The sequence below is a fragment of the Paracoccus benzoatiresistens genome, from assembly GCF_026913015.1.
In the GTDB taxonomy this organism is placed as follows: Bacteria; Pseudomonadota; Alphaproteobacteria; order Rhodobacterales; family Rhodobacteraceae; genus Paracoccus; species Paracoccus benzoatiresistens.
The window spans coordinates 207276-233717 of the sequence record NZ_JAPTYD010000004.1 but is presented as its reverse complement, the minus strand read 5'-3'; the positions used below and the strand labels follow the sequence as shown (position 1 = coordinate 233717).

The window sequence follows — 26442 nt, the reverse complement described above, 5'->3', positions numbered from 1 at the left end:
ATGACCTCTCCCAAGGTGGTCCGGGTGTCCTCTGCCAGCCTGAAGAGGCCGATAAGGAAGATTAAAATTTTTGCGCGAACATGAAAAATGAATAAAGTCGCCTATAGATGAGCTATATTCATGTTGGGAAACCATGCTCCGGCGCATATCGATCAAGGCAATTCAAGCCTTTGAGGCTTCCGCGCGCCTAGGCTCGTTTGCGCTGGCCGCGGACGAGCTGGCGGTGACGCCGTCCGCCATCAGCCACCAGATTCGCCTGCTCGAGGACCAGCTGGGGGTCGCGCTGTTCAACCGCATCCACCGCTCCGTCATCCTGACCGATGTGGGCCGGGACTATGCGGCCGAGGTGATGGCGGCCTTTGCGCAGATCGATCTTGCGACGCGGATAGCCTCCACGGCGCAGCGATCCAAGGCGCTGACCATCCATTCGACGCCTAGTTTCGGCACGCAGTGGCTGATGAGGCGGCTGTCTGCCTTTGGCGAGCTGTACCCCGAGATCGACCTTCGGCTGCAATCCTCGGTCAACCCGGTGAACCTGGCCCAGGGGATCATCGACATCGACATCCGCTACAATCCCGGCTCGCCGCCTGCGGGCACGGTGATCCGCCCCTTTCCCGACGATGTGGTGGTGCCCATGTGCTCACCCCGGCTGGCCCACGGAACCCGCCCGATCCACCGGGTGGAGGATCTGGGCGCGCATACCTTGATCCACGGCCAGATCAACGTCCTGGGCTGGCGCGACTGGAGCCGACGAAACCGGCGGGCACGGCTGGACCTGACGCGGGGACCGTCGTTCGACCGCTCGTTCATGGCGATCCGCGCGGCGGCCGATGGCCTGGGGGTATGTCTCGACAGCATGCTGCTGGCCGAACAGGAGCTGCGCAGCGGCGAATTGGTGGTGGTCCTGCCCGAAACCGCGATGCGCGTGCATGGCCACGGCCTGCTGGCGCTGCGAACGAAGTCTGGGACAGGCATGGTCGGCCTGTTCGAGAACTGGCTGTTCGGCGAGCTGCACAAGACCTGCGCCTGGTGGGAAGGCTTTCTTGCGGGATTGACCAGGTAAGGAACACCGCGCGACATTCCACCTTGGTGACGACGGGATTACTCACCCCATCAAGCAGGGTCGAGGCGCGAAGGTGTCGCCCGGATCGTGACAAGACCAAGGGTCTAGAACGTCGGCGGCGTGCAGGCACTGACGATGACGCAGGGCTCGGTTCCGATCTGCCGGAAGCGATGCGGCCTGCGGCTGTCGAAATAATAGGCGTCGCCTGCGCCCAGGATGCGGCGCTCTTCTCCGACGGTGATCTCGATCCGGCCGGATATGACCACGCCGCCTTCCTCGCCTTCGTGCCGATACATGACCCGGCCCGTATCGGCTCCGGGCTCGTAGCGCTCGTGCAGGATGGTCATGGCGCGGCCGAACTGGCTGTGGCCGACGCGGCGCAGCGACAGCTTGCCCTTGCCCAGATCCGGCAATTCGTCTGCCTGGTAGAAGATCGTCTGCTCGGGCTCGGGTTCGAAAGCGAAGAACTCGGACAGGCTGACCGGAATGCCGTCAAGGATGCGCCGCAGTGCCCCGACCGACGGGTTCATCTTGTCCGCCTCGACCAGGGATATCGTCGCGTTGGTCACGTTGGCACGCTTGGCCAGGGCCCGTTGCGACAGGCCCGCACGTTCGCGCAGGATTCGCAGGCGAGCCCCCAACCGCAGATCGCCCAAGTCACTGTTATCTCTGTTCATGATCCTGAACGATCCTGATTTTGCGTCAATAGAATCAGCGCTCTAGCTGCACAAAGAATTAGACTTTCCGAATGATTTTGAACAGTGCAGATGCAAGGGCATCCGGGATTTTTCCCGGACCACAGGAGATTTCCCCATGCTGAACACCCAACTTGCCGAACTGCGTCAGTCGACCATTGCCCGTGGCGTGGGGATGCAGACCCAGGTCTATGCCGCCCGGGCCTGCAATGCCGAGGTCTGGGATGTCGAGGGCACCCGCTATATCGATTTCGCGGCCGGCATCGCCGTGGTGAACACCGGCCACTGCCACCCCAGGATCATCGAGGCCGTGAAGGCGCAGGCCGAGGCATTCACCCATACCTGCCACCAGGTGCTGCCCTATGAGAACTACCTCCGCCTGGCCGAGCGTCTGAACGCAGCCGTCCCCGGTAACTTCGAAAAGCGCACGCTGTTCGTGACCACCGGGGCGGAGGCGGTGGAAAATGCTGTCAAGATCGCCCGCGCGCATAGCGGCCGCAACGCGGTCATTGCGTTTGGCGGGGGTTTCCACGGCCGCACCTTCATGGGCATGGCGCTGACCGGAAAGGTCCAGCCCTACAAGACGGGCTTCGGGGCGATGATGCCCGATGTCTTCCACGTTCCGTTCCCGGTCGCCTTGCACGGCGCGACGACCGAGGACGCGATGGCTGGCATCGAGAAGCTGTTCAAGGCCGATCTTGACCCGGCCCGTGTCGCCGCGATCATCTTCGAGCCCGTTCAGGGCGAGGGCGGCTTCAACCCGGCACCGACCGACTTCGTGCGCGCCGTGCGGGCGCTTTGCGACAAGCATGGCATCGTCATGATTGCCGACGAAGTGCAGACCGGCTTTGCGCGCACCGGCACGCTGTTTGCCATGGAACAGCATGGCATCGCCGCCGACATCACGACGATGGCCAAGGGCCTGGCCGGCGGCCTGCCCCTGGCCGCGGTCACGGGCCGTGCCGACATCATGGACGCCGCAGGCCCTGGGGGCCTGGGCGGCACCTATGGCGGCAACCCGCTTGGCATTGCCGCCGCGCATGCCGTGCTGGACGTGATCGAGGAGGAAAACCTGTGCGCCCGGGCCAATGAACTGGGCTCGCGCCTGCGCCAGCGCCTCGAGGCGATCCGCGCCACCACGCCCGAACTGGCCGAGGTGCGTGGCCCTGGCTTCATGGTCGCGGCCGAGTTTACCACCCCCGACGGCGAGACGCCCGATCCTGACCTGGTGAACCGCATCCGCATGGAGGCGCTGGATCGCAAGCTGATCCTGCTGACCTGCGGCACCTATGGAAACGTCATCCGCTTCCTCGCGCCGCTGACGATCGACGAGGCGCATTTCTCGGAAGCGATGGATATCCTCGAGGACTCCATCGCCGCTGCGAGGGGTGCATGATGCTGGACCACGACAACGTCCTGGACCTTGCCGATCCCTCCCTGCTGACGGGCAGCGGCATGATCAACGGGATGCGCTTCAAGGGCGATCGCCTGTTCAAGGTGGTCAATCCCGCGACAGGCGCCTTGCTGGCGGAAGTCGCCGACATGGGCGTGCCTGAGACGCGCGATGCGATCGACGCGGCCCATGCGGCGCAAAAGGGATGGGCCGCGCGCACCGGCAAGGAACGCGCAGCACACCTGCGCCGCTGGCACGACCTGATCATGGCCAACCAGGAGGATCTTGCCCGCATCCTGACGGCCGAAATGGGCAAGCCCCTTGCCGAGGCGCGGGGTGAGATCGCCTACGGCGCAGCCTATGTCGAATGGTTCGCCGAGGAAGCCAAGCGCGTCTATGGCGACACCATCCCCGGCCACATGCCCGACAAGCGCATCGTGGTGCTGAAACAGCCGGTGGGCGTCGTCGGTGCGATCACACCCTGGAACTTTCCGAATGCCATGCTGGCGCGCAAGATTGCCCCGGCGCTGGCGGCAGGCTGCACCATGGTTGCGCGACCGTCGGAGTTCACGCCGCTTTCTGCCCTGGCGCTTGGCGTGCTTGCCGAGCGTGCCGGGTTTCCCGCCGGGGTGCTGAACATCGTGCCGGGCCTTGACGCGGCAGGAATGGGATCCGAGCTTTGCGAGAACCCCAAGGTCGCGAAGATCACCTTCACCGGCTCGACCCGCGTCGGCAAGATCCTCATGCGGCAGGGCGCCGAGACCATCAAGAAGCTGTCGCTGGAGTTGGGCGGGAACGCCCCCTTCATCGTGTTCGACGACGCCGATCTGGATTCGGCAGTCGATGGCGCCATGGCCGCCAAGTTCCGCAATGCCGGCCAGACCTGCGTTTGTGCCAACCGCATCTATGTGCAGTCGGGGGTCCATGACGCCTTTGTCGAAAGACTGACGGCACGCGTGGCGGCGCTGAAGGTGGGCGACGGCCAGTCCGATGGGGTAGCGGTCGGTCCGTTGATCAACCAGGCTGCCCTTGCCAAGGTCGAGGATCATGTCGCCGATGCCTGCGCCCATGGCGCGAGCGTTGCCACGGGCGGGGGGCGTCACGCCCTTGGCGGTACCTTCTTCCAGCCGACCGTGCTGGCCGGCATGACGGCTGCAATGAAGATCGCGCGCGAGGAAACCTTCGGCCCCGTCGCTCCGGTCTGGCGCTTCGAGACCGAGGAAGAGGCGGTTGCCCTGGCAAACGCAAGCGAATTCGGCCTTGCGGGGTATTTCTATTCCCGCGACCTCGGCCGCGTCTGGCGCGTGGCCGAGGCACTGGAGGTCGGCATGGTAGGCGTGAACACCGGCTTGATCTCGACCGAGGTGGCGCCTTTCGGCGGCGTCAAGCAGTCGGGCCTTGGTCGCGAGGGCAGCCACTTCGGTATCGAGGATTATCTCGAGATCAAATACATGTGCCTGTCGATCTGAGATGGGGCCGCCCGGATGGGCGGCCTTCTTTTTGCCTGTCTCGGCGCGGCTTGACCGCTTCAGGGGCAAGGGAGGACTTGCAGTCCTGCGTCCCCGGAACTCGGTCGGTTCGACAGGCGCGGATCCCATCTTGCGAGGTGGCGGAACGTGCAGCCCTCCTCCTCGGCCCGGGCCAGCGCTGCCTTGGCGAGATTAGGGTGGCCCAGGGCCAGGTAAACCGGAGCGATCAGGGAGGGAATGGGGCCAAGGTCCCCGGAAGACGTGAAACGCTCGATCGTCTCGTGGGCTTCATCCGTCCTTCCGGCCCGTGCCAGCGCATAGGCGAACACGCCTGACAGGCTCGATGAGCCCTCGGACAGCGTTTCGGTCAGGCGTCCATGGGCCAGGGCCTCGTCATGGAGGCTCAGCCAGCCTGCCACTTCCGCCAAGGCGGCATGAACGGTCGTCGTGAGCGGCAGAACCTGGACGGCCTCGCGCAGGACCGCCAATGCGTCCTGCGCGCGTCCGGCGCAAAAGAGCACATGGCCATAGGCTCCGATGAGGCCGGGGTTCATCGGGCTCAGGCGCAGGCCCGCCACCATGTCGGCCAGGGCCTCGTCGAAACGGCCGATGCCTCCCAGTGCCCATCCCCGGTAGAACCGGATGAGCCAGCCTTCCGGATCAAGGCGCACCGCGTCATCCAGAAGCGCGAAACCCTCGTCCTTCCCCTCGATGACCGCAAGCGAAAATCCCAGGATCGCCTTGGCGCCGCCAGCTTCGGGAAAGCGCTTGATGGTGTCGCAGGCGACGGCGGCAGCGCGCTGGCCCGCCAGGCGCGGGTGATCGTAACGCCGCATTGCCGAGGCGATATGAAGGTCGCCGATGGCGGTCAGGGCGGGAAGGTAGTTGGGATCGATGGCGACGGATTTCCCAAGCCGCTCCTGCGCCATGGCGAACTCGATCCGGCTGCGTCGTCCCAACAGTTGCAGCGCCTGCAAGAACAGTTCCTCGGCCTGCCGGAAAGACGTCTGCCAGATCGGATTGAGCGTGCCGCCGGACTCCAGGGTGTAGTGCTTGACGGGCAAGGCAAGCCGGTAACCCCGGCGGTGGAAGGTCTCGATGACCGGCTCGGCCGTGAAGCGGGCCAGCTGGGTGCGCAGCATCGACAGGCACCGCGTCAGGCTCTCGGGTCCGACAGGCTCGGTGCCCCACACCCGGTCCAGCAGCAGGCCCACGGGAAGGATGGCGCCCGAGGCCTCGACCAGGCAAGCGAGGAGCCGCGTTTCCTTGGGGGGCAGGCGGACCACCTCGTCCTTGTGACGCAGAAGGCCGTTCTCCAGCGTGAAGCCACCAAACCGGGCCAATGTCGCGGCCGGCGGCGGGGTGTCACCATTGCCCACCCAACCGTCACCCGCCTGGACCGTCCCCCTTGGTCTCATGTCGCCCTGTCTCCCCGGCGGGCCCGACTTGGGCCGACACCGGTGATCGCATCGCAGGTTCCGCGACTTGCCGGGGCTGGCTCCGGCAAGCAGCTTATGCAATTGCAGCTCTTTTCTCAACAATCGCCTTCGCTTCCGACAGCCGCTCCAAGGCCACAGCTTGCAGGTCCTTGGCCTGTTCGTCCGGCATCCGAAAGGCTGACGGCGCTGCCTGCCGATGGGCCCGCCCGTATCTGGCATAGCAGAAGGGTGTCAGTGGGACCCTTTGAACGTAAGGTCTCCATAAGGTTTGCGTGCAGTTCCCCTGCTAGCCTGAGTCCGTCGGATGAGGAGGCATCCTGATGGACAGTCGCGACGAAGCTGCCTTTTGCACGCGCCGGGACCTGATGAAGGGGGCCGCTGCGACAACACCAACCCCTGTGACCCCGGGGGAGGACCTGCACTTCACGTCCGCTGCCGAACCGACCCGGAAGATCCGCGCCAGGACGCCCTTGCCCGTGGAACTGATGGCCGCCCTCCTGGCGCGCAGCGAGCGGCTGAACCGGTTCTCAACACCCGTTACAAAGGACAGCACATCATGGTTCACAAGCTTTCCGCCGAGTTCTTCGGCACGTTCTGGCTGGTCTTCGGCGGCTGCGGCAGCGCAGTGCTGGCCGCAAGCTTTCCCGAGCTGGGCATCGGCTTCGCTGGCGTTTCGCTGGCCTTCGGTCTCACGGTGCTGACGATGGCCTACGCGGTAGGCCAGATCTCGGGCGGGCACTTCAACCCGGCTGTCACGCTGGGCCTGGCAGCGGCCGGCCGCATCCCCTGGTCGGACCTGCCGGGCTACTGGGCGGCGCAGGTGACCGGCGGGCTGGTCGGCGCCATCATGCTTTATCTCATCGCGTCCGGCGCACCCGACTGGACTGCTGGCGGCTTCGCGTCGAACGGCTATGGCGCGCTCTCGCCCGGGGGCTATGGCCTCATGTCGGCGTTCCTGATCGAGGTGGTTCTGACGGCGGCCTTCCTGATCGTCATCCTGGGCGCGACCTCGGCCCGCGCGCCCTTGGGCTTTGCTCCGCTCGCGATCGGGCTGGCGCTGACGCTCATCCACCTGATCTCCATTCCCGTCACCAACACCTCGGTCAATCCCGCGCGCTCCACCGCCGTGGCCTTTCTGGCAGAGACGGGCGCGGTGAAGCAGCTGTGGCTCTTCTGGGTGGCGCCGCTCCTGGGTGCCGCCCTGGGGGCGGTCACCTGGAACGCGCTTTTGTCGGACCGGAAACTCGACACCTCGGGCCCGCAAGCTGCGACGCCGCGCCATCCGGCAGAGTAAGGGCGGGTGCAAAGGTGCCATGCGTCCGGTTCCGCAAAGCGGCCGGACTTCGGCCCGGAGCGGCATCTGCCCGTCGCGACACGGCCCGGCCCGGACAGGTCGGCCAGGGGCTCTGCTGCATCTTCAAGCCGCCTGCCTGAGCGCGAGTCCGACAGGGCATGCGGGCCACCGATTGGATGGATGACGACGACAGGCAAAGGGGGAGGATCACAAGATGAAGCGCAGGACGTTCCTGGCGACATTGGCGGGCGGCGCTGCGGCGCCCCACCTGCGGGCTTGGCCACAGGGCGCAGCGGCGAAGGGTCCGGCGGCGCTCTATCACGGCGGCGACATCCTGACGATGGTGGGCAACGAGCCCGCCTACGCCGAGGCGGTGCTTGTGCAGGACGGCCGTATCGCCTTGGCCGGATCGCTGGCGGAAGCGCGGGCAGCGGCCCCGGCCTCCGCCGTCGAGGTGGACCTCGGCGGGCGCACCATGCTGCCGGGCTTCATCGACGCGCACGGGCATATGCCGGACTACGTCACGATGTGGGGCCAGCCGAACCTGAGCCCGCCGCCGGTGGGCGAGGTCACGGACATCCCCGGCCTGCTCGCCCAGTTCCGCAATCATCTGTCCCGCGAAACCCCCGAGCCCGGCACCGCCCTCATGGCGTCGGGCTATGACGACAGCCTGCTGGCCGAGAAACGCCACCCCACGCGGGCCGAACTCGACTCGGTTTCGGCCGAGATCCCGCTTGTCGCCGTTCACGCCTCGGGGCACCTGCTCGTCGCCAACTCCGCCGCCCTGGCACTGGCCGGGATCACGAAGGACAGCCCCGATCCGGCCGGGGGCGTCATCCGGCGGGACGGTGCCGGAGAACTGACCGGCGTCATCGAGGAACAGGCAATGATGCCGTTCTTCGCCTTGAAGCGGCAGCCGGACCACGAGGAATGGGCCCTGCGACTGGACGCGGTCCAGACGATGTACGCGAGCTACGGCCTCACCACGGCGGCCGATCACATGAGCATGCCGGACACGCTCGGACACATCCGGCGCGCCAACGCCGAAGGGGTGCTGCGCCTCGACCTGATCTCGTATCCGACTTTCCAGCTCTTCGACAAGGTGCTCGATGGCGAGGAAACCGTGGAAGGGGTCGAGTACTTTGCCCCCGGCTCGGCACAGTCCAACATGGGCCGCACGACACCACCCGAGCCCCTGCCTGCCGAGGCAAGCCTAAGGGATCCGGCGACGGGGCGGCTGCCGGTCGGGGTCTATGTGGGCCACAGCAAGATCGCGGGGATCAAGATCACCATGGACGGCTCGCCGCAGGGCAAGACCGCCTACCTGTCGGAGCCATACCTCGTTCCGCCCGAAGGCCAGGACGCCGGCTATCGGGGCTATCCCACGCTCACGCAGGAGCGGCTGGACGCCTGGATGGACGCGGCCTACCGCAACCGGGTGCAACTCATCGTCCACTGCAACGGCGACGCCGCGAGCGAGATGATGATCGAGGCGGTGCGCAAGGCCCGCGCCCTCCATGGCGACCTTGATCTGCGCCCTGTCATGATCCACAGCCAGACCGCGCGGCCCGACCAGCTTGCCGAGATGAAGGAGCTTGGCATCATCCCCAGCTTCTTCACCGCCCACACCTTCTACTGGGGCGACTGGCACCGCGACTCGGTCCTGGGCCCCGAGCGCGCGTCGCGCATCAGCGCCATGAACACGGCTGCCGGGCTTGGCCTGCGCTTCACCAACCACACCGACAGCCCGGTCGTGCCGCCGGACATGATGTTCCTGGTCTGGACGGCGGTGAACCGGATCACGCGCAGCGGCCAGGTGCTGGGCCCGGAGGAGCGGGTCAGCCCCTATGTCGCGCTCAAGGCCATCACCGATCATGCGGCCTGGCAGTTCTTCGAGGAGGGCCGCAAGGGCACGATCGAAGCCGGCAAGCTTGCCGACTTCGTCATCCTTGATCGCAATCCCCTGAAAGTCGATCCGATGGAGATCAAGGACGTCCGAGTAGAGCAGACCCTGAAGGAGGGCGAGACGGTCTTCCTGGCGGAAAGAGAGTGACAGGAACGGCTACCATTCCAAACGGGCGATCCGATTGATGCGCCATCGCGAGTTGAAGCCGCCTTGCCGTGACGGTCAGTTGCAGGCTGCGGCACGAAATTCGGGGGCGCCGTCGCGATCGACAAAGCGGAGCGTGACCGCTTCATCGGTGATCTGCATGGCAATGGCTTCGCGCCCCGCTTCCACCCCTTCCGCCCTCATGGCGTAGACAGCCTGAAACCAGCCATTGCCCAGATCCCGCTTGCCCCCGACGCGGCTATAGTCCGTATCGGTCAGGCTGAACTCGCCCGATCCGATGCGAAGGACACCTTCGCCGCCCGGACCGATGGCGCAGTTCGCGGCATCGAGGCTGTAAAGCTGAGCCGAGGCAGGGGCAGCAAGGATGGCGAGCGCGACAGCTGCAAGAACGGTTTTCATGCAAAAATATCCTTTGTCTGCAATGCGACAGAACCATTGCTGACAGCCAACCGCCTGTCACGTGACATTTTCTTGTGCCTTGGGGCTCGTTCTGCCCGAGCATGGCGGGCCGAAATGATCGCACCCGCAACTGGTACCCGAGCAACGTGTCGATGAGGGTGAGGATGATGGCCTTCGGATCCGCGACTATTCCCTACCGTTCTCGCAGCTGCTCCAGTTCCTCCCGGATATGCGCGGCTTCGGCAGGAGTGTTGGCAAGGACGAGGGCTTGCCCGAAGGCTTCGCGGGCTTCGGCGATGCGGCCCAGCTGCCGTAGGAGCGTGCCACGGAACCCATGATAATAGAAGTAGCCGTTCAACGGCTGCGCGAGTGGCTGGGTCAGGGCAAGCGCCGTCTCAGGTCCGTGGCGCTTCATCACGGCCACTGCGCGGTTCAGCGTAACCACGGGGGACGGCGCGACCTGTTCCAGGGCTGCGTAAAGTTGCTCGATCCTGGCCCAGTCTGTGTCCTCGGGACGGACAGCCTGTGCATGAAGCAATGCGATGGCGGCCTGGATCTGGTATGGTCCGGGATCCTGGCTCCGCATTGCCTTTCCCAGCAGTATTGCCGCCTCGGCAATCATCCTGCGGTCCCATCGTGTGCGGTCCTGGTCTTCCAGCAGGATCGGCCTGCCTGATGAAGCAAAACGGGCCTTTTGGCGCGAATGCTGGACCAGCATCAGCGCCAGAAGGCCCATCACTTCGGGTTCGGCAGGAAACATCCGCAGCACCAGCCGCACCAGACGGATCGCCTCGGCACAAAGCCCTAAGCGTTCGCTGTCGGGATGGGCATCGGTATAACCCTCGTTGAAGACAAGATAGAGCATGGCCGCGACGAGCTCGATCCGCCTGGCGCGTTCGGCGGGGCAGGGGGGCTCAAAGGGGATGCCTGCCTTGGCGATACGGGCCTTTGCCCTTGTGATGCGCTGTTCCATGGCGCTTTCGGTGACCAGAAAGGCCGCGGCGATGCGCGACACCGGTAGCCCCGAGACGATCCGCAGCGCCAGGGCAATCTGCTGCGTGGCCGGCAGATCGGGGTGGCAGCAGACGAAGAGCAGCCTCAGGATGTCGTCTTGGTAACCGCTGGCATCCAGCCGCTCTGCCATGTCCGGCTCGGTCGCGCCGCCGAAGGCGGGGTCGCCGGGCGGAAGCGAAACCAGACGCCCCCTTCGCCGCAGCTGATCCAGTGCGGCGTTGCGCCCCACCATGACCAGCCAGGCCGCCGCGTCCCGGGGCGGGCCTTTCTCGGGCCAGGTCTTCAGCGCCCGAAGGCAGGCCTCCTGAAAGGCCTCCTCGGCAAGATCGAGATTGCGGAACCAATGGAGCAGGGCCGCGACGGCTCTTGGCCTTGCAGCGACCAGGCGCGCCTCGATCCAGCTTGGTTCAGGTTTCCTGGTCATCAGAGATGGTTGCCTTGTCAGAGTGACGGATCAGGTCATGGGCTTCGACAAAACCCACTGGCTCGCGCGTGTCCCCCGTCCGGACGACCGCATCCTGTCGGCGGCACGGGCGGGGGTTAACCGGACCGGGGCAGGGATCACGCGACAGCCGCATCGCCCTGTGAAGAAACCAGACATCGGCTGCTCAGTCGCTCTTGGCCAGTTTCTCATCCGTGCGGCCGAACAGTTCAGCAAGTTCCGGCGTCAAGGTCTCGGCGAAATCCTCCATTTCATAGAGCGGCCGGATTTCCAGCTCGCTTGGACCCGGCATCGGGTTCGGGCAGCGTTTGGCCCAGGCAATGGCCTCGTCCATGTCGCGGACGTTCCACAGCCAGTAGCCTGCCACCAGTTCTTTGGTCTCGGCAAACGGACCGTCGATGACGAGCCGCGAAGGGCCGTCGAAGGCGATCCGCTTTCCCTGGTTCGAGGGTTTCAGCCCGTCGCCCCCAACCATGATCCCCGCATCGGCCAGTTCCTCGTTGAACCGGCCCATCGCCTCCAGCATCTCGGCCGAGGGCATTTCGCCCTTCTCGCTGCTTTCGGTCGCCTTCACGAATACCATCACGCGCATCTGTCTTCTCCCCTGGTGGACCGGCGCCTGCCGCCGTCCGGACTAAAGACGCAGGAAGCCGAGCCATCCCGACATCATGTGAAAAATTACGTGTCCTTCGGGATCACATAGCACGGATCGGCCTGGAGCGCGCGAAACAGGCCGGGCTGTATGGCAAACGCGGCCGCTACCGTCGGCCGCGACCGGCGACAATCCGATAAGCGCCGCCAGGACGTTGAGCGGCAGCCGTCACGACCCCAATGTGGGGGCGGCAGCTTCAAGGCCAAGGCCGGCGTTCAGCCTGCAGTTCATGTTTCGGATTCGGAAGTTCATTGCCATTGCAACAGCACCGGGGCCAGCCTGAGGCGGCAAAACAGTGTCAACAGCCGGGCACCCGTTGCAAAGATGGACGTTCCCTGCAACGCTTCGGCATTTACAGTCAGCAAGGAAACTCCATGATCGACGATCGCGATCGCCAGCATCTGCAACGCTGCGTGGAACTGGCGGCTCAGGCGCTTGCCAGCGGGAACGAGCCGTTCGGATCGGTCCTTGTGTCCGAGGACGGCCGGGTCCTGTTCGAGGACCACAACCGCATAGCAGGCGGCGATCACACCCAGCATCCGGAATTTGCCATTGCACGATGGGCCGCCAGCAACATGACTGCCGAGGATCGCGCCAAAGCGACGGTCTATACCTCGGGCGAACACTGCCCGATGTGCGCGGCCGCCCATGGCTGGGTCGGTCTTGGCCGTATTGTTTATGCAAGCTCGGCGGCGCAGACGGCAGAGTGGCTGGCCCAATTGGGTGTTGGCCCGCTCCCGGTCAGGCCCCTACCCATCGGCGATGTCATCCGCGACACCAGGGTTGATGGCCCGGTCGAGGAGTTCGCACGGCAGGTCCGCGAGCTTCACGTCCAGTCCCATTCCGGCTGACCCATCTGGCACAAGACTGGGGCCGCATCGCCAGCGGTTCGATGTTGCGATCAAGGCAACCTGCTGACCTGGACCTCAGGCAGCGCGTCTCGTGACAGCTGCTGCCGGCTGCAATTGATCGGGGAAGATGCCGTCCTGCACTACCCCTGCCATCTGCGGAGCATGAGCGGCCAGCTGAAGTCTGGCGAGATCGCCGATCGAATGCCAGCTTCCCCCATGCTGGTCGTCGATCCTCTCGAAAGGGTTTGTTGCCTCTCTTGCCACGCCGAACTCCTCCAAAAGTTCTTTTGTGAGTGGAGCGTCAATATGCACCCAAGACAGTGACCTTTTCAGAAACACAGGTCTTCGATCTGGCTCAGGCCAGTCTGTTCCTGTTATGTTCATGCATCCAAGAATGCAAGCGGTAAGTTTTGGCGAGCAGGCCAGCCACCGCCATTTTGGCATCGTTGAAACATGCCCCTTGGTGATCTCGGATAAACTCTTTCGAGAACCGAGGCCGTTGACAGCTGTCAACAACAGCAATCCGCAAAATGCCGGGTCGGAAACAGCCTCCCCGCGATTATGCCCGCCCTTGCAGCCACGCGCGGTGAACCTCGGAAAGATTGTCGACCAACCAGTCCGCGAAATCGCGTCCGCCGGCCTCAAGCTCGATCACTGTTCTTGTCTTGCTGCGACGGACCTGGCCCAGGACAGCGCCGTCGTCAGCCTGCAGAATCTGCGCCTTCTGCGCGGCAGGGGGCGCGCTGATCGCCGCGAAAACAGCGGCAAAGCGGGCATCCGAATTGGCGCCCCGCGCGGCAGCCACAAGTTCCGGGACGGACCGGCCCCTGGCTTTCCGTGCCAGAGCCAGCCAGCGATCACGTCCCGCCGAGGGTGCCGCACCGATGGCCCGGATCAGCTTTTCGGGCAGCGCGTCCATGACCGAAAGCATGCGGGAAATGACCGTCTTGTCGATGGACAGCGCATCGCAGACAAGTTTGCGGTCATAGCCTGCGGCAGTCATCTGCTTGGCGAAATTTGCCTTCTCGATGAAGCTCAGATCCTTGCGGGCCGAGTTTTCCTGCCCCTGTGCCATGATCATGTCGCGGTCGTTGAGGTCGCGCACCATCGCCTTGACCGGGACCCCCAGGCGGCGCATCGCCACCACCCGCCGCCGTCCGAACACCACGTCATAGCGCCCCTCGATACGGGGGGAATGCCGCAGCAACACGGGAACCTGCTGGCCATAGTCGCGGATCGACGCCGCCAGGTCCTCGATCCCCTGCGGGTCGTCGTCCAGCCGGTCGTCCAGTCCGGCATTGTCGATCATCTCGGCCGGAACCTCGATGATGGCGCGGCTTTTCAACTCGCTGATGGACTTCGACACGGCCCCGATGGCGCCGCGGTCCGACCGGGGCAGGGGGGCACGCGCCTCCTCGGGGGTGGAAGGTGCGGCCATCAGGCCCTTCAGCAGGTCCTTGCGTGCCATCATGCCCCCCTTCGGCCCCAGGCCGCCTGAACAAGCCCCTCGATCTCGCCGTTGACGGCGTTCAGGCTTTCCATCGCGCGTTCATAGGTGGCGCGGGTGAACTGCGACTTTTCAACCTCATAGAGGGTCTGCTTGGTGATCCCCGCATCCGAGATCGCGGTGGATTTCAGCACCGGATGGTTCAGGACGTGCTCGCCGAACATCGATCTCATGAAGCTGACCATCTGGTTCTGCGGACCGTCGCCCGGCTCGTAGCGGGTCACGACATAGCGCATCCAGTCATAATCCATGCTGCCCCCCGCATCGGCGACGACCCCCAGAAGATTGGATGTCATCAACAGGAACTGGCACATCGACATCACGTCCAGCATCTGCGGGTGCACGGTCACAAGGATCGCGGTCGCGGCCGACAGGGCAGACATGGTCAGGAACCCCAGCTGCGGCGGGCAGTCGATCACGACGACATCATAGTCGGCCTCGACCTCGGCCAGAACGTCGCCGATCCTGGTGAAGAAATAGCTGCCCGATCGTTCCCGCAGGGCCATGGGGGTTGCGTGCTCGAACTCCATCAGGTCAAGATTGCCGGGGATCAGGTCCAGATTGGTGAAATAGGTGTGCTGGATCACCCGGCGCAGCGGCACGGGGTCATCATAGCGGATCGCATCATAGATCGTGCCGCCATCCGGCAGGTCGAGTTCCGGCTGCACCCCGTGCAGCGCCGACAGGCTGGCCTGTGGGTCCAGGTCGATGGCAAGGACGCGGTAGCCGTCCAGGGCCAGCTTCTGCGCCAGATGCGCGGCGGTCGTCGTCTTGCCGGAGCCGCCCTTGAAGTTGATCACGGTGATGACCTGCAGATGGTCCCCCGGCCGCCGCCCCGGCAGGTATGTCCCAGGAGATTTAGCGCCCTTTTCCAGCAGTTCTCGCAGCGCCTGAATGTCGGCGGGGCTGTAATAGCGCCGTCCCCCGGCGCGCGTCTCGGGCGAAGGACCCTTGCCTTCAAGATCCAGCTTGCGCAGATAGGCATCCTTGACGCCCAGAAGATCGGCGACTTCGCCCGAGGTGAACTTGCGTAACACGCGCTTTGCATCGGGCGGGAACAGCTGTTCGCGATGTGTCTGCAGACGTTCGGACAAGGCTGCGGCATGGCCGCCGACCAGCTTGTCGATACGCGTCTTCAGCGGCATGTAGCCCATGTCCCCGTCCCTGCCCATGGTGCGGGGCGGTTGTTACGCTTTGCCCCGTATTATTCTGTTTATGGCGTAATCAGTCTGATGTTTTTGTGATTCTGGCAAGCCTCTTTCGTGCGGGCGCGGCGGGCAAACCTTGACTGACCCTGCCACGCATGGGGCAAGTGCGCCAGTTTCCCGCCGCAGGAACAGGAACCTGCGGCGAGAACCGATGTCAGTGGCAGTCGCAGGGAACCGGTCTGCCCAGCTGGGGCCGGGACATGTCGCAAGCCGGTGCGGGCTGTCCTGCCCGCAGCGCCTTGGCGGCGGCGACTAGGTTGCGCAGCGCGGCATCCACTTCGCGCCAGCCGCGCGTCTTCAGCCCGCAATCCGGGTTCACCCAGAGACGTTCGCGAGGGATCACGGCGGCTGCCTTGTGCAGCAGCGCCTCGAATTCCTGCTGCGAGGGGACGCGGGGCGAATGAATGTCCCAGATCCCCGGCCCGATTTCGTTCGGATAGGAAAGCTCGGTAAAGACATTCAGCAGTTCCATGTCGGAACGCGATGTTTCGATGGAAATCACATCTGCATCCATCGTGACGACGGCGGGCATGATGTCGTTGAACTCGGAATAGCACATGTGGGTGTGGATCTGCGTGTCGTCCCGCGCCACGCTGGCCGACAGGCGGAAGCAGTCGACGGCCCATTCCAGATAAGCGCCCCATTCTGCGCGACGCAGCGGCAGCCCTTCGCGGATGGCCGGCTCGTCGATCTGGATGGCGCGGATGCCGGCGGCCTGCAGGTCGGACACCTCGTCCCGGATCGCCAGGGCGATCTGCCTGCAGGTTTCGGGCCGGGGCTGGTCGTCGCGCACAAAGGACCATTGCAGGATCGTGACCGGGCCGGTCAGCATTCCCTTGACCACCTTGCCCGTCAGCGATTGCGCAAAACTTGCCCATTTCACCGTCATGGCTGCGGGACGCGAGACATCACCGAAGATCAGCGGCGGCTTCACGCAGCGCGAGCCATAGCTTTGCACCCATCCGAAGCGGGTGAAGGCAAAGCCCGCCAGCTTCTCGCCGAAATACTCGACCATGTCGTTGCGCTCGAATTCCCCATGCACCAGCATGTCGAGCCCAAGCGCTTCCTGGCGCCGGATGCAGGCTTCGGTTTCGGTGCGCAGGAAGGCGGCGTGGTCGGCATCCGACACCAGGCCCTTGCGGTGATCGGCGCGGGCGCGGCGCACCTCGGGCGTTTGCGGGAAGGAGCCGATGGTGGTGGTGGGGAAGGGGGGAAGGCCCAGCACCTCCTGCGCATGGCGCCGCGCGGGATAGGCCGAGGGACGTGTCAGATCGCCTGCGGTCACGGCGGCGGCACGGGCCTTGACCGCCGGATCATGGACGCGGCCCGAGGCCGCGCGAGGGGTGGCCGCATCCGGAAGCGGGGTCCCTTCGTTCAGCGCGCGCGTCAGGGTGACGACTTCGCCCAGCTTCTGCATGGCAAAGGCAAGCCAGGACTTCAGTTCACCGTCGAGGTCCGTTTCCAGTTCCAGATCGACAGGCACATGCAGCAGGGAACAAGAAGGCGCGATCTGCACCGGTCCCGCGCCTTTCGCCAGTTCCAGGGCGCGGGGCAGGTCGGCGCGCCAGACATTGCGGCCGTCGACCAGGCCCAGCGACAGCAGCTTGTCGGTGCGTCCCAGGACCTGCGCCAACTGGCCGGGCGCGCGCACCAGATCCAGATGCAGCCCCGCGACGGGCAGGGACAGCGCAAGGTCGAGATTGTCGTCCAGCGCCCCGAAATAGCTGGCGAGCATGATCTGCGGCCCCGCCAGGTCGTCATAGATGCGAAAGGCCCGGCGTTGCGCGTCGGACAGGTCGGTCACCAGGATCGGCTCGTCGATCTGCACCCACTGGGCGCCTGCCTCGGCCAGTTGACGCAGCACCTGGCCATAGACCGCGGCGACCTGCGGCAGACAGGCGAAGGGATCCACGCCGTCCCTGGACTTTCCCAGGCTCAGCCATGTCACCGGGCCGACCAGCACGGGGCGCGTCTCGATGCCAAGCGCCTTTGCTTCCAGATATTCCCGCACCGGCTTGTCCGAGGACAGCCGGAAATCCTGCCCCTGCGTGAATTCCGGGACGATGTAGTGGTAGTTCGTGTCGAACCACTTGGTCATCTCCATCGCCGGGGCATCCTCGGTTCCCCGCGCCATGGCGAAATAGCCGGCATCGGCAAATCGGGCGGGGACGGCGCCCAGCATCACGGTTGTGTCCAGAACTTGGTCATAGAAAGAAAAGTCGTTCGATGGGATCACCTCGATCCCCGCGTCCTTCTGCGCCTGCCAGTGGATGCGGCGCAGGCGCGCGCCTTCGGCCGCCAGTTCCTCGGCGGAAAGCCTGCCCTGCCAATGTGCCTCGACGGCCGCCTTCAGTTCGCGCCGGGCACCAATGCGGGGAAAGCCAAGGTTTGCTGCCTGATATGTCATGCCTGTCCTCTGTGTCTTGTGGCAAGACCTGGCTAGGCAAAGCAGGCTATGAGCGGAAATGGTATTCTCTCACTGACTCATGAAGGTTCCTCATGCTTGACCGCCAGCATCTTGCCATCCTGCGGGAAGTCGATCGGCTCGGCTCTGTCACGGCTGCTGCCGACCGGCTCAACGTCACGCAGTCGGCGCTCAGCCATACCATCCGCAAGTTCGAGGACCGGCACGGCATCAAGGTCTGGCAGAAAGAGGGCCGCGGGTTGCGGCTGACGCAGGCGGGGCAATACCTGCTGGCCCTGGCGCAAAGGGTGCTGCCGCAGATCGACCATGCCGAACGGGTCCTGGCCGACTTTGCCAAGGGCCAGCGCGGGGCCTTGCGGGTGGGCATGGAATGCCATCCCTGCCAGCAATGGCTGATGCGGGTGGTCGCGCCTTTCCTGGCGGACTGGCCGGACGTGGATCTCGACATCTGCACCGCCTTCCGCTTTGGCGGGATCGGCGCGCTTCTGGGGCACGAGATCGACATGCTCATCACCCCGGATCCGCTGACCCTTCCCGGGATCCACTACACGCGTGTCCTCGACTACGAACTGGTCCTGGCGGTGCCCGAGGCGCATCCGATCCGCGACGTGGCCTCCCCCCGGGAACTCGCGGCCGAGACGGTGATCACCTATCCCGTGGCGCCCGAGCGGCTGGACATCTTCACGCGCTTCCTGGTGCCGGGGAACAGCCTGCCCAAGGCCCACCGGACCGTCGAGACGACGGGGATGATGCTGCAACTTGTCGCGGCGGGGCGCGGCGTCAGTTCCGTTCCCGACTGGATCCTGCGAGAGGAAGGCGCGGGCCTGCCGATCCGCGCCGTCCGCCTTGGCGGCGGGCTCAACAAGGGGCTGCATGTCGGTGTCAGAGCCGACGATAAGGCCATCGACTATGTCGCGGGCTTTCTGCGCCTGGCCCAGAACAAGGGAAGGCAGCCCGCCGCCTGAACGCGGGCCAGCCGCCCCGGGGATCACGCAAGGGCGCGCAGGATCCCGTCGCTGTCCGGCAGCCGCGCCAGGCTCGCCTCGATCCGTTCGCGCCAGCGCGGACCCCGGGACAGGGCGTCGGCGAAGGCCTCGCGAAGATCATCGGGGCGGTCCTGTGCCAGGACGTGGATCAGGAAGGCGGCCTGGCCGCGATCCTTGCGCGACTTTGCCTGATCGGGGCCACCCTGGCGGCGGTCGGCCACGATCAGCTTGTGGATCGCGAAACGCTCGGGCCGCGGGATCTGGACCAGCACGCCGGAACGATACAGCGCGATCGCCGGAATGGGATCGGCGATCAGGAAGTTCAGATAGTTCAGGGCCTGCGCGCTGACCCCAAGCGCCGGCAGGGGCTTGACCCGTTCGTCGCCGAAGGCAGGCGTCAGGAATTCGACCATCGCTTCGCCCCGGTTCTGCCGCCATTTCCAGACCTGTCGATCCTGGAGGCCCGGCACGGCATCGAATTTCAGCGCCTGCAGGATCTCGCCCGGGTTTTCCTCGACATGGTCGCCAAGGGCGACCGACAGTCGCTCGAAGCTGGCGAAGTCGATATCGCCTGTCTGGGCCAGTTCCTCGGAATCGAAGCGCACGCCCAGTTCCCCCTGGTAAAGCGCATAGGCCGCCGTCCCGACCAGCGTTCCGCCAAGGCGAAAGACGCCCGCGCGCGCAAAGGCCAGCAGCAGCGATCCGGTATCCCGGTCCGTCGCCATGAACCCTTCGGCGCGCAGCACGCGGGCCAGCCGCGCCATGGTCGTCCTGCGCCCTTCGGCCTGCGCCTTGAGTTCGCTCGCGCGCGCCAGACGGGCGCGCAGCTCGGGCGTGCCCTCGCCCAGGTAGCGGCTCTTCATCTCGGTGCCGATCCGGAACTTGTCATAAAGATAGGTGCGCCCGTTGCGTTCCCGCTCCTCGATGCTGCCGATCAGCTCCGAGGCAGTTTCGTCCAGATGCAGGCGCAAGAGATCCTGATAGGCCACCTGCGCCGCGCGGGAATGGGAAAGGGGGGTCATCAGTCACCTCCAGCCATGTGCATCAAATATCTTCTTGATGCACATGAGGCAACTGTGCAGCGGAAAGATCTTTGCTGCACACACCGCATTGGAGTTGCGATGCTGTCCAGCCCGCTCAGATGCCCGACTTGATGATCTCTACCGAAACGCCCTCCAGCTGCGGGCTGGTGTTGTTCTGCAGCGTATAGTCATAGGCCTCCTCGTAAGTTGGGAAGACGAGGGGGGCCGCGTTGGCGTCAAAGCCCTGGCCATCCCTGGTCAGGCGGAAATGCGGATTGTCGCGCAAGCAGATACAGTATTCGTCCAAGGTGATTTCTCCTGACGGACCCGATGCCCGCCCATGATGCTGCGGAAGACTTCCGCCATCGCGGGACAGTTGTCCACAATTTCTGTGGATCGTTTCGGGGATAGTTGGCCTGAAGCCCATTCCCCGGCCAAGCTGGTTCAGCATTCTGGCCATGGAGGCGCGAGGCTCGGCTCAAGCCGGCCAAGGGAAAACGACAGCGATCAGTGGAGGGGGGCTTCTCAGCCGGGCGGCGCGCACTCGCAAACAGAAACAAAAGGCCGCTCGGCTGATGGGTTTGTTATGTCTGATCTTTACGTCGGCGGAAAGTTGTCCTTTTGGTCAGCACCACGCTTGAACGCAGCGAACTGCCCGCACCTAACCGCACTGTCCGGCCCTGCGCTGCTTCGGTCCGTCAGCGCGGCGCTGCCGTTGGCGATACCCATCCGTGCCGCAGAGGGCTGCGGCTGTCCGGGGGCGCAGGCGATACATGCCGCTTGCGTGAAAAGGAGCAAGCGGGCATCATCATCGGACACATGTCCGTGACTTATCTTGATCACTTCGGCCTTCGTGGGGCGCCGTTCGACATGACGCCGAAGCCGGCTTTGTTGCACGCTTCGCCGGACCACCAGCGCATGCTCGAATGGATGGAAAAGGGGATCGCGGCGCGCGTGCCCCTGCTTGTGCTGACCGGAGAGGCGGGAACGGGCAAGACGACCCTGCTGAAGCTCTTGCGGGCCAGGCACCGCAAGGACTGGATCATGGGGCTGATCTGGCGCTTTCATCCCCGGGACGACGACATATGCGTGCAGGCGCGCCGGGCGCTGGACCTGCCGGACCGGCGCAACGACAGCCCCGCGCTCTCGGCCAAGCGGATCCGCCGGTTCGCCGCGGCGATGCGGGCAAAGGACAGGATCACCGTGCTGGCCGTGGACGAAGCGGAGGCGCTGGCGATCGACGACATATCCGCCCTGGCCTCGCTGACCGCCGGGGGGCCAGAGGGGGGCGGATTGACGGTGCTGCTGATCGGCAAGCCGGACCTGCGCGCCTTGCTGGCCGCGCCGGAACTGCGCGACCTGCCGATCGAGGAAAGCGCCTGCGCGGTCCTGTCCCGCTTCAGCGAGAATGACACCGCGGACTATGTCGAGCATCGGCTGAGGCGGTCGGGCGCGCGCGAGCCGATCTTCGACCCGGGCGCAATGCAGGTGCTGCATGCCTTTGGCCAGGGCCTGCCCCGGCTGATCAACGTCATGGCCGACCACTGCCTGCGGACCGCTGCATCGAAGAACATGACGCGGCTTGACGCCCCTTGGGTCCGGACCGTGCTGCAGCAAGCAACGACGATCGGCGCGCTGAGCCATCTTCGCCGGGCACCGACAGAGGTGCCGCAATCCGCCGTGCCGACCGCCCCCGCAATACGCCAGATGCCGGACAACGATGCGGCTCCTGCCGTTTCGCCCCCCGTGCCCGCAACCGTCTCAGACACAGCCGATCCGCAAGGCACGCCTCCTCGGCAGGAAACGCAGACGGCACCGGCTGCGCCGGCAGGCGGACCCGGCATTTCTCGCAACATTCTTGAACCGGATGCCCGGCGTTCCGCCCTGGCGGCACGGGTCCAGGCCCGTCATGCCCTGGCCAATCCGGAGCCGCATCCGCCACAGGCCGATCCGGGCAAGCGCCGAGGGACATGGGCGGTGGCAGCAATGGCCGCGTTGGGCATGGCCGCCGGCGCGGCGTTCCTGTGGCTTCAGCCGGACTCGGCGTTGGCCCCGGCCGCCACGATTCCGGCCCGGCCCGCGGCGGACCTGGCGCTGAAACGGGCGGTCGCCCCCGCGTCCGTCCAAGGAACCTTGCCGCTTGCAACCGCCGCGTGGCACAGGGGCATCCCCGACCTCCGGCCGGTCGACGTGACGCCCGAACCGACCGCGGAGGCGCTGATGAAACAGGCGCTGGAGGTCGAGACACGCGACCCCGCCGCGGCGGTCGTCCCCTATGCCCGCGCAGCGATCCGGGGGCGCGCGCGCGCGGGCTATTACCTTGGACAGCTTTACGAAACCGGGGCAGGGGTCGAGCTCAGCCTCGCGTCGGCGCGGCTGTGGTATGCCGCGGCCTCCGGCTTGCCCGCCGCCGGCCGCCGCCTTGAGGCCCTGCCCCCCGCGGATGCGTCGGCGGGCAGCCTGGCCACGCCCCTGCCGATCTTCCAGGCCCTGCTGAACAATGGCGCCAGCGAGATGATCTGGCGCGTGCCCGAAGGCGTCGCGCCCGCCCGGTTTCGTCTGGAGGCCCTTGGGCCGGCGGGCAACGCGCTGCCGCCGCGGCAGACCACGGTGCCGGGCGCGATCCTGCCCTTTCCGGTCAGCGCCTGGCGCGTGACGGCGATCGGCGCGGATGGCAGGGAAAGCGCGCCCTCGGCGTTGGTTCGCATGATGCCCGCGCGGAACTAGCGCCGGGGCGGGTTCCCGTCAGCAGCCTATGGTGGCGCAGATATACTCGCGATAGGCGCGGTTCGCGTCGCTTTCCCCGGGTTCTTCGGCCTGCTCGGGCGCGGCGGTGGCCAGCGGCGCGGTGCATTCAAGCTGGTAATCCGGGCGAAGACCTTCGTTGACGCAGTTGCCGATGTCCCAACCCGCCGGGATGTCCTGCAGGTCCACGTTCTTCCACTTGGGATGGCCGGTTTGCTGCAATTCCGTCAGCCGGGTGAGGATCAGGTTGGACAGGTCGGACACGGCCTTGCAGCTTTGGCGCTGATAGCTGTTGCCGTCCATGTCATATTCGAAGGTCATCAGCAGCGCCTTGACCGCGATGCCGCTGACGGCCTCGGGCTGGAAAGGATAGGTGTTGGCGGGGATGGTTGCCGTGTCATAAACGCTTTGCAGCGTTTCATCCGTGATCGGCACCAGGTGGAACTGTTCCCCGTCGATGCCGCCCTCGGCGAAAAGGGCCGTGGGCGCGCCTGCGACATAGAAGAAGGCGTCGATCTGGCCTGCCTTCAGCGCGGGCAGGGCATCGGCGGGCGCGATCAGGCGCCGCTCGGCGGGTTCGGTGCCGGTCAGGTCCAGCACCAGCGAGGCGGTCAGGAAGGTGCCGCTGTTCTCGACGCCGATCGCCACGCGCTTGCCCGCCAGATCGGCAAGGCTGTTGATGTCCGACCTGGCCAGAAGGTGGACCTCCTCGTCATAAAGCGGGAAGGCGATGCGGACGCCATAGATCGCCCGGGCCACGGCGGGATCGTCGGCGGAATAGGTCTTGAGATATTCAAGCACGTCGTTCTGCACGATGCCGAACTGCGTATTGCGGCGCTGGCGCACGGCCACGAAGTTTTCCAGCGATCCCGCGGATTCGATCACTTCCAGCGTCTGGCCGCATCCGGCCAGCAGCCGGGCCATGTCGCGGCCGATCTGGATATAGGTTCCCGTCGGCCCGCCGGTCATCACCGCCTTGCCGAATTCCTGCGTGGCGGCGGGGCCTGCCGCCAGCGCCAGCAATGCCACAAGTGCCGTGGCGAGCCAGTTGGTCTTGCTCATCCTTTCCCTCCCTTTCGGCTTCGCGGGCCGGATCTCAGTTGCAGGCGCCAAGCTCGGCAACCAGCATGCGCAGGGTCTGGCGGTTGATCTGGCCATAGGCGCCCTTCAGCGCCTCGGGCGCGCATTCGCCTGCGATCAGGCGGCGCCGCAGCTCGTCGCGCTCGGGGCCCATGCCAAGCGCCGGGGCGCGCGACAGGGCTGCATCGACCTCTGCCTCGGGCCTTGGCGATTGCCGGGCGGCGCTGGCGTCCTGCTGTTGCGGCTCGGCGGTCGGCTCGTCTTCGGCGGCCGCACCGGCCCGCGAGGTCGTCTCGGGCCGAGCCGCTTCGGACGCGGCACGACGGCTTTCTGCGGCGGCAATGGCCTGTTCGGCTTCGTCCCGGCGGCGCTCGGCCGCAAGCGCGGCGGCGATAGCGGCGGTCCGCCGGGTCGTCGCCTCTTCCAATCCTTGCCGCAGTTCTGCCTCGCGTTGCTGCGTTCGGGTCAGGGCGGTTTCCGCCTCGCGCCGGCGGGCTTCCAGCGCGGCAATCTCGTCCTCGGCCTTGTCCCGCTGCGCGGCAAGGTCGGCCGCCTGCCCCTGCGCCTGGCCAAGCGACGCCCGGGCGGCGGCGATCTGCTGTTCCAGGGCCGCGCGTTGCTGGTCCAGCTCCGCCAGCTGCCTTTCCCCCTGGGCAGCCTGCTTCTGCAATTCGGCAAGCCGCGCCTCACCACTGGCCACGGCGTCCCTTGTGGCGCTGTCGCGGCGATCGGCCTCTCGCAGGGCGGCCAGTTCCTGTCGCGCGGCATCCCGTTCGGAGGCCAGATCCGCGCGCGCCTGCTCAGCCTTCCGACGGGTGGCATCCGACTCGGCCAGCCGAGGGAGCAGGTCTGCGAGTTCCCGTTCCGCCTCGGCCAGCGCCGCGGCGGCTTCCCTGGCCCTTGCAAGCTCGACCTCGCGCGCTTTCAGGGCCGCCTGCGCCTCGGCCAGCCCTTGCCGGGCCGAGGCCGCGTCGTTTCGGGCAGCCTGAAGCTGCGTGGTCAGGTTCCGGGCCCTGCCTTCGAGGGCTTGCAGGGACTCGGCGGTGGCAGCCTGCTGGGACGCGGCTTGCCGGGCCTCCTGCAGTTCCTTGCTGCGTTCGTTCTGCATGCGCTCGGCGGCGGCCGCCTTTTCCTCGGCTGCCTGCCTTGCCGCCTTGGCCGCGTCCAGCTGCCTTGTCAGATCGGCGATCCGCGCCTCGAGGGCCTGGCTTTCGTCTGGTCTGTCCTCTTGCGCCCGCCCCGCCGCGAGTTCCGAGCGCATGGTGGCAATCTGGCCGCGCAGATCGGCGACTTCCTCCTCCATCTGGACGATGATCTCGCGCAGGGCATTGGCCTTTTCCTGCGTGGGAGGGTCGCCGGCACCGCCGCCGCTCTGCCCCAGGGCCGCCACGGCCATGACGGCCCAGAAACCGCCTGCGGCAACAAGCTTGATCATGACCCAACTCCGTTCAGCGATACGAAGCGCAACATGCTGACTTCCACCGAGACGTGCCTACACCGTGGATTATGCTGGCCGGTTCATGGCTGGGTCAAGTCATGGTTAATCTTCATCCGCCTCAGGGTTGCCGCCGCAAGCCGCCGCGCCAGCGCCTGTCTCATCCAAGCAACAGGGGGCATCCGCCATCCAGCGGCGCAAGGCGGAACTGCTGCTTTCTTCAGCGCCAAGTTTTCAGCCATGTCTTCCTATCACGTTGACACGCTCTGTGTTGTCCGCAAGGATGAAGGCCTCGCTTGGGGTGTTCCGTCACGAAGCTGAACACGCCGCAGTGCGCTTTCCGGTCAGCACTCAGGAGCAGGACGATGACGAGGCGGGTGCTGCCAACCCATGTCGGTTTCATTCCGGACGGCAATCGACGCTGGGCAGCCGGCCATCGCCTGCCCAAGCAGTCGGGCTACCAGGCCGGGATCATGCCGGGCCTCGACCTATACGAGATGTGCAAGAGCCGGGGCATCCCCGAGGTTTCCGTTTTCGGCTTCACCCAGGACAACACCAAGCGCCCTTCGGAGCAAATCCAGGCATTCCGCTCGGCCTGCGTGGCCTTTGCCGCCGAGATTGTCCGCCGCGGCGCGGCCCTCCTGGTGGTGGGTGACGACAAATCGGCACAATTCCCGGACGAACTTCGATCCTTCCGAACCCGGCAGGGAGAGGGCATCAAGGTCAATTTCCTGGTGAACTATCATTGGGAATGGGATCTTGCCGGGTTGAAACATGGCCAGATCCGTTCGCAGGACGTATCCAGGCTCGATCTCATCGTCCGCTGGGGAGGGGGGCGGCGTCTCAGCGGCTTTCTGCCGGTTCAATCGGTTTATGCCGACTTCTTTGTCGTCGATCAGCATTGGCCGGACTTCAGGCCCAAGCATTTCGAGGATGCGCTGAACTGGTTCAAGGAACAGGACCAGACGCTGGGCGGGTAAGCGAAGGTGATCGCCCAAGCGGCGCCAGCGGCGGACCGACCTCAGCGTTGCGACTTGGGTGCGTGGCCAGTGGGATCACAGGCCCCGTCCTGCCACGGATGGCGCCGCTCGTATCCTGCATGACCTTTCGTTCCCTGACCCTGGAGGACGGAAACCGTTGACGATGTCGTCGGGCGCCACCTTTCCGCGGCTGTCAACTGGCGGTTAACGCACAGCACCGCAAACCTTCCCGGTTGCAACGGCGGTGCGCCTTCGGTCGCCTCAGGTCTGCC

At 65.7% G+C, this 26442-nt stretch carries 22 protein-coding genes; 9 read left to right on the top strand and 13 right to left on the bottom strand.

What is annotated here, in order from left to right; all coding sequences use genetic code 11:
• The first annotated feature begins 133 nt into the window (after nucleotides 1–133).
• A complete protein-coding gene (locus OU682_RS05660) occupies nucleotides 134–1063 on the top strand; it encodes a LysR substrate-binding domain-containing protein (RefSeq protein ID WP_268941098.1) in 930 nt (309 codons plus the stop codon).
• A gap of 104 nt (nucleotides 1064–1167) precedes the next feature.
• Here OU682_RS05660 and OU682_RS05655 read toward each other — a convergent pair whose 3' ends face one another.
• The gene (locus OU682_RS05655; RefSeq protein WP_268941097.1) at nucleotides 1168–1740 is read right to left on the bottom strand and encodes a cupin domain-containing protein; all 573 of its coding nucleotides are present in this window, start codon (nucleotides 1738–1740) and stop codon (nucleotides 1168–1170) included.
• Between the two features lie 136 nt (nucleotides 1741–1876).
• Between OU682_RS05655 and OU682_RS05650 the strand changes: the two genes are divergently transcribed.
• Nucleotides 1877–3154, top strand: coding sequence for a 4-aminobutyrate--2-oxoglutarate transaminase (locus OU682_RS05650; RefSeq protein ID WP_268941096.1), 1278 nt, complete (start codon nucleotides 1877–1879; stop codon nucleotides 3152–3154).
• Nucleotides 3154–4620, top strand: a complete 1467-nt coding sequence (locus OU682_RS05645; protein WP_371832208.1) for an NAD-dependent succinate-semialdehyde dehydrogenase — start codon at nucleotides 3154–3156, stop codon at nucleotides 4618–4620. The genes OU682_RS05650 and OU682_RS05645 overlap by 1 nt, the downstream gene beginning before the upstream one ends.
• A 59-nt stretch (nucleotides 4621–4679) precedes the next feature.
• On the opposite strand, the gene OU682_RS05640 is transcribed toward OU682_RS05645, so the two are convergent.
• The gene (locus tag OU682_RS05640; protein ID WP_268941095.1) at nucleotides 4680–6038 is read right to left on the bottom strand and encodes a winged helix-turn-helix domain-containing protein; all 1359 of its coding nucleotides are present in this window, start codon (nucleotides 6036–6038) and stop codon (nucleotides 4680–4682) included.
• A 577-nt stretch (nucleotides 6039–6615) separates the two neighbouring features.
• Here OU682_RS05640 and aqpZ point away from each other — a divergent pair.
• Both aqpZ and OU682_RS05630 read left to right on the top strand, forming a co-directional pair.
• Complete coding sequence (gene aqpZ / locus OU682_RS05635; RefSeq protein ID WP_268941094.1) at nucleotides 6616–7353, top strand: aquaporin Z; 738 nt, start codon at nucleotides 6616–6618, stop codon at nucleotides 7351–7353.
• Between the two features lie 214 nt (nucleotides 7354–7567).
• The gene (locus OU682_RS05630; protein ID WP_268941093.1) at nucleotides 7568–9406 is read left to right on the top strand and encodes an amidohydrolase; all 1839 of its coding nucleotides are present in this window, start codon (nucleotides 7568–7570) and stop codon (nucleotides 9404–9406) included.
• A gap of 75 nt (nucleotides 9407–9481) precedes the next feature.
• On the opposite strand, the gene OU682_RS05625 is transcribed toward OU682_RS05630, so the two are convergent.
• The 3 genes from OU682_RS05625 to OU682_RS05615 all read right to left on the bottom strand — a co-directional run bounded on the left by OU682_RS05625 (nucleotide 9482) and on the right by OU682_RS05615 (nucleotide 11871).
• Entirely contained in the window at nucleotides 9482–9823 is a 342-nt protein-coding gene (locus OU682_RS05625; protein ID WP_268941092.1) for a hypothetical protein, read from the bottom strand.
• 193 nt (nucleotides 9824–10016) lie between these two features.
• On the bottom strand, nucleotides 10017–11261 hold the full coding sequence (locus tag OU682_RS05620; protein ID WP_268941091.1) for an RNA polymerase sigma factor: 1245 nt from the start codon (nucleotides 11259–11261) through the stop codon (nucleotides 10017–10019).
• 184 nt (nucleotides 11262–11445) lie between these two features.
• Entirely contained in the window at nucleotides 11446–11871 is a 426-nt protein-coding gene (locus OU682_RS05615) for a YciI family protein (RefSeq protein ID WP_268941090.1), read from the bottom strand.
• Nucleotides 11872–12305: 434 nt separating this feature from the next.
• On the opposite strand from OU682_RS05615, the gene OU682_RS05610 reads away from it, so the two are divergent.
• Nucleotides 12306–12782: a nucleoside deaminase gene (locus OU682_RS05610; RefSeq protein WP_268941089.1), complete on the top strand. Its 477-nt coding sequence runs from the start codon at nucleotides 12306–12308 to the stop codon at nucleotides 12780–12782.
• Nucleotides 12783–12857: 75 nt separating this feature from the next.
• On the opposite strand, the gene OU682_RS05605 is transcribed toward OU682_RS05610, so the two are convergent.
• From OU682_RS05605 to metE, 4 genes are all read right to left on the bottom strand, one after another.
• Entirely contained in the window at nucleotides 12858–13295 is a 438-nt protein-coding gene (locus tag OU682_RS05605; RefSeq protein WP_268941088.1) for a hypothetical protein, read from the bottom strand.
• 46 nt (nucleotides 13296–13341) lie between these two features.
• Nucleotides 13342–14250, bottom strand: a complete 909-nt coding sequence (gene repB, locus OU682_RS05600; RefSeq protein ID WP_268941087.1) for a plasmid partitioning protein RepB — start codon at nucleotides 14248–14250, stop codon at nucleotides 13342–13344.
• Nucleotides 14250–15434 carry a plasmid partitioning protein RepA gene (repA, locus tag OU682_RS05595; protein ID WP_268941108.1) on the bottom strand — a complete coding sequence of 395 codons (1185 nt, stop codon included), beginning with the start codon at nucleotides 15432–15434 and terminating at the stop codon, nucleotides 14250–14252. The genes repB and repA overlap by 1 nt, the downstream gene beginning before the upstream one ends.
• A 217-nt stretch (nucleotides 15435–15651) precedes the next feature.
• Nucleotides 15652–17904 (bottom strand): 5-methyltetrahydropteroyltriglutamate--homocysteine S-methyltransferase, encoded by a 2253-nt coding sequence (metE, locus tag OU682_RS05590; protein ID WP_268941086.1) that lies wholly within the window; start codon nucleotides 17902–17904, stop codon nucleotides 15652–15654.
• A gap of 92 nt (nucleotides 17905–17996) precedes the next feature.
• Between metE and OU682_RS05585 the strand changes: the two genes are divergently transcribed.
• The gene (locus OU682_RS05585) at nucleotides 17997–18887 is read left to right on the top strand and encodes a LysR substrate-binding domain-containing protein (RefSeq protein WP_268941085.1); all 891 of its coding nucleotides are present in this window, start codon (nucleotides 17997–17999) and stop codon (nucleotides 18885–18887) included.
• A gap of 23 nt (nucleotides 18888–18910) precedes the next feature.
• Here the strand turns inward: OU682_RS05585 and OU682_RS05580 are convergent, their stop codons facing one another.
• Nucleotides 18911–19930, bottom strand: coding sequence for a nucleotidyltransferase family protein (locus OU682_RS05580; RefSeq protein WP_268941084.1), 1020 nt, complete (start codon nucleotides 19928–19930; stop codon nucleotides 18911–18913).
• A gap of 115 nt (nucleotides 19931–20045) precedes the next feature.
• A complete protein-coding gene (locus OU682_RS05575) occupies nucleotides 20046–20237 on the bottom strand; it encodes a hypothetical protein (RefSeq protein WP_268941083.1) in 192 nt (63 codons plus the stop codon).
• A 611-nt stretch (nucleotides 20238–20848) separates the two neighbouring features.
• On the opposite strand from OU682_RS05575, the gene OU682_RS05570 reads away from it, so the two are divergent.
• Nucleotides 20849–22657, top strand: coding sequence for an AAA family ATPase (locus tag OU682_RS05570; RefSeq protein ID WP_268941082.1), 1809 nt, complete (start codon nucleotides 20849–20851; stop codon nucleotides 22655–22657).
• Between the two features lie 18 nt (nucleotides 22658–22675).
• On the opposite strand, the gene OU682_RS05565 is transcribed toward OU682_RS05570, so the two are convergent.
• Nucleotides 22676–23737, bottom strand: a complete 1062-nt coding sequence (locus OU682_RS05565) for a TAXI family TRAP transporter solute-binding subunit (RefSeq protein ID WP_268941081.1) — start codon at nucleotides 23735–23737, stop codon at nucleotides 22676–22678.
• A 34-nt stretch (nucleotides 23738–23771) separates the two neighbouring features.
• The gene (locus OU682_RS05560; protein WP_268941080.1) at nucleotides 23772–25190 is read right to left on the bottom strand and encodes a coiled-coil domain-containing protein; all 1419 of its coding nucleotides are present in this window, start codon (nucleotides 25188–25190) and stop codon (nucleotides 23772–23774) included.
• 365 nt (nucleotides 25191–25555) lie between these two features.
• On the opposite strand from OU682_RS05560, the gene OU682_RS05555 reads away from it, so the two are divergent.
• Nucleotides 25556–26170, top strand: coding sequence for an undecaprenyl diphosphate synthase family protein (locus OU682_RS05555; protein WP_268941079.1), 615 nt, complete (start codon nucleotides 25556–25558; stop codon nucleotides 26168–26170).
• Nucleotides 26171–26442: the final 272 nt, after the last annotated feature.

Bases quoted from the DNA above. Each gene is read 5' to 3' on its own strand.
- OU682_RS05610 (WP_268941089.1), top strand. From the start codon at position 12,306: ATGATCGACGATCGCGATCGCCAGCATCTGCAACGCTGCGTGGAACTG.
- OU682_RS05630 (WP_268941093.1), top strand. From the start codon at position 7,568: ATGAAGCGCAGGACGTTCCTGGCGACATTGGCGGGCGGCGCTGCGGCG.
- repB (WP_268941087.1), bottom strand. From the start codon at position 14,250: ATGGCACGCAAGGACCTGCTGAAGGGCCTGATGGCCGCACCTTCCACC.
- OU682_RS05585 (WP_268941085.1), top strand. From the start codon at position 17,997: ATGCTTGACCGCCAGCATCTTGCCATCCTGCGGGAAGTCGATCGGCTC.
- OU682_RS05565 (WP_268941081.1), bottom strand. From the start codon at position 23,737: ATGAGCAAGACCAACTGGCTCGCCACGGCACTTGTGGCATTGCTGGCG.
- metE (WP_268941086.1), bottom strand. From the start codon at position 17,904: ATGACATATCAGGCAGCAAACCTTGGCTTTCCCCGCATTGGTGCCCGG.
- OU682_RS05570 (WP_268941082.1), top strand. From the start codon at position 20,849: ATGCTCGAATGGATGGAAAAGGGGATCGCGGCGCGCGTGCCCCTGCTT.
- OU682_RS05560 (WP_268941080.1), bottom strand. From the start codon at position 25,190: ATGATCAAGCTTGTTGCCGCAGGCGGTTTCTGGGCCGTCATGGCCGTG.
- OU682_RS05625 (WP_268941092.1), bottom strand. From the start codon at position 9,823: ATGAAAACCGTTCTTGCAGCTGTCGCGCTCGCCATCCTTGCTGCCCCT.
- OU682_RS05615 (WP_268941090.1), bottom strand. From the start codon at position 11,871: ATGCGCGTGATGGTATTCGTGAAGGCGACCGAAAGCAGCGAGAAGGGC.
- OU682_RS05650 (WP_268941096.1), top strand. From the start codon at position 1,877: ATGCTGAACACCCAACTTGCCGAACTGCGTCAGTCGACCATTGCCCGT.
- aqpZ (WP_268941094.1), top strand. From the start codon at position 6,616: ATGGTTCACAAGCTTTCCGCCGAGTTCTTCGGCACGTTCTGGCTGGTC.
- OU682_RS05655 (WP_268941097.1), bottom strand. From the start codon at position 1,740: ATGAACAGAGATAACAGTGACTTGGGCGATCTGCGGTTGGGGGCTCGC.
- OU682_RS05660 (WP_268941098.1), top strand. From the start codon at position 134: ATGCTCCGGCGCATATCGATCAAGGCAATTCAAGCCTTTGAGGCTTCC.
- repA (WP_268941108.1), bottom strand. From the start codon at position 15,434: ATGCCGCTGAAGACGCGTATCGACAAGCTGGTCGGCGGCCATGCCGCA.
- OU682_RS05640 (WP_268941095.1), bottom strand. From the start codon at position 6,038: ATGAGACCAAGGGGGACGGTCCAGGCGGGTGACGGTTGGGTGGGCAAT.
- OU682_RS05645 (WP_371832208.1), top strand. From the start codon at position 3,154: ATGCTGGACCACGACAACGTCCTGGACCTTGCCGATCCCTCCCTGCTG.
- OU682_RS05555 (WP_268941079.1), top strand. From the start codon at position 25,556: ATGACGAGGCGGGTGCTGCCAACCCATGTCGGTTTCATTCCGGACGGC.
- OU682_RS05620 (WP_268941091.1), bottom strand. From the start codon at position 11,261: ATGACCAGGAAACCTGAACCAAGCTGGATCGAGGCGCGCCTGGTCGCT.
- OU682_RS05580 (WP_268941084.1), bottom strand. From the start codon at position 19,930: ATGACCCCCCTTTCCCATTCCCGCGCGGCGCAGGTGGCCTATCAGGAT.